This is a genomic window from Gammaproteobacteria bacterium (assembly GCA_027296625.1).
Taxonomy (GTDB): Bacteria; Pseudomonadota; Gammaproteobacteria; order JAKEHO01; family JAKEHO01; genus JAKEHO01.
In genome coordinates this window covers 1-4,768 of the sequence record JAPUIX010000072.1, presented here as the reverse complement: position 1 = coordinate 4,768, position 4,768 = coordinate 1, and the positions used below count along the sequence as shown (strand labels likewise).

General features: G+C 53.0%; 4 protein-coding genes. 1 reads left to right on the top strand and 3 read right to left on the bottom strand.

Going from position 1 to position 4,768, the window contains the following annotated elements:
* Window positions 1–851 precede the first annotated feature (851 nt).
* Entirely contained in the window at window positions 852–2,030 is a 1,179-nt protein-coding gene (locus O6944_04190; GenBank protein MCZ6718340.1) for a nitroreductase family protein, read from the bottom strand.
* A gap of 171 nt (window positions 2,031–2,201) precedes the next feature.
* Entirely contained in the window at window positions 2,202–2,672 is a 471-nt protein-coding gene (locus tag O6944_04185) for a YiiD C-terminal domain-containing protein (protein ID MCZ6718339.1), read from the bottom strand.
* Between the two features lie 545 nt (window positions 2,673–3,217).
* On the opposite strand from O6944_04185, the gene O6944_04180 reads away from it, so the two are divergent.
* Window positions 3,218–3,646, top strand: coding sequence for a pilin (locus tag O6944_04180; GenBank protein ID MCZ6718338.1), 429 nt, complete (start codon window positions 3,218–3,220; stop codon window positions 3,644–3,646).
* A 13-nt stretch (window positions 3,647–3,659) separates the two neighbouring features.
* On the opposite strand, the gene O6944_04175 is transcribed toward O6944_04180, so the two are convergent.
* Entirely contained in the window at window positions 3,660–4,598 is a 939-nt protein-coding gene (locus tag O6944_04175; GenBank protein MCZ6718337.1) for a M23 family metallopeptidase, read from the bottom strand.
* Window positions 4,599–4,768 lie beyond the last annotated feature (170 nt).

Below are 4,768 nucleotides of genomic sequence, written 5' to 3'. Positions count from 1 at the left end.
CGGTCTTGGCTACGAAAGGCATAAAGCGGCGAGATACTGGAATATCTCAATGGGAATCGGCTGAACCTATCAAGTAAGGGCATGCAACAATTGGCAGATATGGCGGCATCTTGCGCGGCGAGTTCAATGCTACGAGCTTTTCCAAACAGTGGCAGCATGCTCGTCCGGCACGCCGATGCCAAATCAATAAATCGTTGATCAGCGCCTCTGTCTAGCCACTCCAGAGCACTAGCGTCCGCTTCGGGTCGTTAGCGGCCTCTCAAGACTCTACCGCCGTAACGGCCGCTTTCGGGGGTAAAGCGGACCTCATTTCTGCTGCGGCGCGCCGTTAACAAGCCACAAGAATCGAGGAAAGCCGGTCCCCACCGATGCGACAACAATTCCAACGGCCAATCCTGACGCTGTTGCAGGCCACACAAACCAAGGTGCAACTGCTGCCACCGAATACAACAATAATTCGATCCCTACTCGAACTGGCCCTGGAGTAGAAACAATAATTTGGCGTTTGTCATTTCGGGTTGAGAAAACAGCTGGAAGGCCAACAAGCAATACAAGCGATGGCAAAACCAACCAATTAGACAATAGGCCCACAGCCCATGGCCCAGCGATCCACGCAATAAGCTCCGATAAGAAGCGCAGGCCTGCCGAAAGAGGTGTGTCGTGTGGATGATGAAAATTTTCAGACATGAAGCGTGAATGTCCGCTTTTCCTGAAAGCAGACACTCAGACTAGCAGAAATCCACTTTTTTCAGGGACCGCTAACGGCCAATAGCGGAAGTTCTCAGGTCCGGCGTCACCGAAACGGTGCCGCGTTTTTGAGCGGCCGCTCGCATATCAGCCGGCGTGGTTTCCTATCCTCGCTGCAGATCCTTCACCGGCCGCCGTGGACTGTGCTCAACGGGCTCCGCGACGCCAAGACGAAAGAGCATTTGAACCGTGTGGCCTTCCGGGACATCGAGGTAGGCGAGAAAACGTTTCTGTAGGTCGACCATATCCAAGTATTCTTGCAAGACCTGACTCATTGGGTGCATAGCGATCCCGAGTGCAGTGGCGGTTAGATTTAGACGCTCGTAGGCGCGACCGGTCACAACCTGATCAACCCGAGTGTTGTTCGCTGTGCTAATCCAGCCAAACGCGGCAGCGGATTGGGCGTGTTTAGTGGTCAGGTCCACCGCCTGTTCCCCAAAGGACGTACTGTCCTTTTCTGTGTCGTCGCGTGACAAGAAGAAACTCTCTGCAACCCAACCCTTCAATCCGCTCATCCCGGACTGAGCAACGCTGAAACCGTCACGATAATGGCTGCGTTCTTCGTCATTGAAACGAAACATAGCAATGGTCTCCGCGTCGCGGCTCTTACTGGCAGTTTCTATGCGCATCGCCTCAATCATGATCTCAGACAACTCATCCTTTAAAACAGTGTCGTCGGATACGGTCAGCTCCAGACGAGGATCAGTTAGAGCAGTGCGAAGTCGAGCCAACTGATCAGCGGTCAAAGGGGCTTCGGTGTACGCACGTTTGTTGGATTGGCGCCTCAGGATCATTTTGAAAAGTGGATCCTTCATGTTTGAAGCATCCTCGTTCAATGTCACTGACGCCACCGGCTTGTCTTCGACAACCGCATTACCGTATTCACCCTTCGGGAAATAGTCGATATTTGCGCGATAACCGTGTTGTCGAGCTGCGAGTTCGAGGTTTTCCAAGAACGTGCCTTGACCTATATGAATTTGTCGAGCTGGTGGATCAGTCTCAGGCAACAAGCGCTGCCGGTCGACATAAAGGTCTAGGCTGCTCGGGCCGGTCAGATCGACAATCCATGATTGTTTGTTATGCGGATTCGCAGCGAGGATGGCGTAGGATAATACGATCCATCGAATATCTGTCTCGCCGGACATCGGCCCCTTCCAGCCCTCAAGCCAGATTTCTGCATCTCCATTGCTGCACGCGCTAAGAACGCTGGGAATCAGAACGATCGACGAACCGCCTGTCATCACTTTGATGAAGTTTCTTCGGTTGACTGCGATTTCTCTCATTACAGGTGCTCCAGGCCGCTTCAGCAGCTCTCTAGAATACACGATCGACGAACGTCTCCTTTGGGTCGTTAGCGGACCCTCAAGACTCTACCATCCGAACGACCGCGTTTGGCTGCAAAGCGGTCGTTCGGTCAGTTTGCATTGGGGCGAAAGAATGCTCGCCTTGCTGTTCTATTGCGTTCCTCCACCTACGGCTTTGGATCGCACATAGACTTCCTTCGTAATGCGAGCAACTGCTTGTCCTGTCTGATCAACAAGGTCCGCCTCGAAATGATACGTGTTCTTTCCAAGCTCATCGACTTCCGCACGGATCTCCTCAAGGCGATCTCTGCTGATTTCAAATATTCCTAGAATGGTCCCTTTCGCGGGTTTGAGAAAATCGATCGTCGCCGACTTATCCCACACAATGTAGCCGCTGCCGAGGTTCATCGTGATAATAAACACAAAAAATGGATCGGCCATAGAGTAGAGGCTGCCGCCGAAATGTGTGCCAAATAGATTTCGGTTGTACCACCTGGCATGCAACTCGACCTCAAATCGCGTGAAGTCATTTCGATATGACCTCACGTTAACACCCATGCCGAGATAGGGTGGGTATAAATTGATCTTCTTAATTAACTTGCCAAACCTTGAGTTTTTCATTTGCTAATTTAGAGCTCAGAGATACCGTTGACAGATTGGCAAAGTATCGGCAAGAATTAAAGGCCTTTTGGGGCATTGCCCTGCGTCCAACGGCAACACGCCAGTGGTTCAAGTTCCGAGACGACAATTAGTCATCAACGGCCGCTTTGGGTCGTTAGCCGACCCTGAGGAGTCTAGCAGTCTAAGGTCCGCTATCGGGGGCGAAGCGGTCGTTCGGAATCAACTAAATCTGTGCAATTAGGCGCAATAAGCTGCCGATATGAGTGTTATCGCAATCAGCTTCCACGTTACCGCGGATCAGGTGCCCTCGGGGCAAACATTGCTAGAAACTGCATGAGGTTTGTGGTCCAAGTCGGACCTGGAAGACCGAGCTAGGAATAAGCCGTCAAAACGTCGCCAGTTCCTGGCACCACGCCGCCGGAAGTAGGACCTTTGAAAACGACGGGCAATGAATCAGTACGTAACACGCTAGTGATACGCATTGTTTCGCTAAAGTGTGATCCGGCTCAACATAGTTATTGCGGCCAGATTCTACACTGCGGCTTATGAAAAAGTCTCAGCACGGATTTACCCTGGTCGAATTGATGCTCGTGGTTGCGATCATCGCTATATTGGCTTCAATCGCGCTTCCCGCATACTCGAGCTATGCGATTCGCGCCCAGATTGCGGAGGGCTTGCATTTGACCGGCCCCATAAAAAACGCCATCGCCCAATATCATAATGACAATGGCGTGTTTCCGGTTGACAACAATGACGCCGCGCTGGAGGCTGCCAGCAGCTACTCGGGCAAGTACGTTTTTTCAATCTCCGTCAATGGTGCGACTATTTCAATTCAATATGGTAATGATGCGAACGCAAAGATAAGCGGCCAAACTGTTACTTTGACTGCGGTTCACCATGACGGCAGCGTAAGCTGGGCTTGTGCCGGCGACGGCGTCCTTTCGACAGTCTACTTGCCTTCATCCTGCAAATAGACTGTATCCAGCGCTAGGGATAGGCCGTCAAAACATTGCCGGTTTCAGGCACGACGCCGCCGGAAGTAGGGCCCTTGAAAACGACGGGCAATGAATCAGTACGCATGCCTGCGTTTCGTTGCACGGCGAAGTGCAGATGCGGTCCGCTGGAAAAACCCGTGTTTCCCGAATCGGCGATGTAGTCACCAGCGAGTACTGAGTCGCCCAGTTTCACACGGATAGTGTTGCGGTTGAGGTGTGCGTAAATTGCGTAGGTGCCATCGTCGTGCAAGATACGCAGGACGTTGGCGGATTGCCCGTCTCGCTCCAGGTCCAGACCGGCGCGAAAGTAATTTGACGCGACATCGAAAACGATACCATCGCGTGCCGCGACGACGTCTGTGCCGACCGGCATCGCGATATCCACAGCGTGTATGCTATCAAGCGTCCTGTGCGTACGGGTGCTGGGGTGGGCCTGTGTGATCGGGTGACTGCTGCCGGCCGAGAACGGTACGCGATACCCATCGGTGGGTTGATGCTGTGATGTCGGGTCGCCCGGCAGGTAGTCGAAGTGATATTCAAGCTCGGGCACTGCCGCACCATCGAGAAAAGCCAGGCTAAGCATCGTCAGATCACTTCTAGGCGGCACAACCCAGCGCAACCGGTTGTCCGGATGCGGATTCTCCACGCCAACGATACTGTCAATGAAGAGTTCAATCTCCACCGGCGCATAAAAACCATTGTGCGCGACCAGTTCGACCTTATTGCTGAACAGTTTATACGTGACAATCACTTCCGCCGGTGGAACCGGCTGACCTAGTTCGCGATCCTCGGTGACCCGGTCGTCATTGGGCGGTCGGTCGGAGTATATCCACTCGCCATTTTCGCCGCGGTACTTGTACAAGGTCTGCGCGGACGCGTAGCCACAAGTCAGTACTGCCAGCACCACGAGCGACGCCAACGACCATTTCATGTGGTGTTTGCTATGAACCAAAATCAACGCGCCTCCAGCCATTTTCATCGCGCCGGATTTCGTATGCCGGCCAATAATGATTGTCGAGCTTAAGCGTTATGACCTCGGCCGTGCCGTTCCACGTTACGGTCTTCACTCGCACCGATTCGCGATTTTGAATGCCCTTGGCG

Excerpts from the sequence above, each read along its gene's own strand:
- O6944_04190 (MCZ6718340.1), bottom strand. The coding sequence starts at position 2,030 with ATGAGAGAAATCGCAGTCAACCGAAGAAACTTCATCAAAGTGATGACA.
- O6944_04185 (MCZ6718339.1), bottom strand. The coding sequence starts at position 2,672 with ATGAAAAACTCAAGGTTTGGCAAGTTAATTAAGAAGATCAATTTATAC.
- O6944_04180 (MCZ6718338.1), top strand. The coding sequence starts at position 3,218 with ATGAAAAAGTCTCAGCACGGATTTACCCTGGTCGAATTGATGCTCGTG.
- O6944_04175 (MCZ6718337.1), bottom strand. The coding sequence starts at position 4,598 with ATGAAATGGTCGTTGGCGTCGCTCGTGGTGCTGGCAGTACTGACTTGT.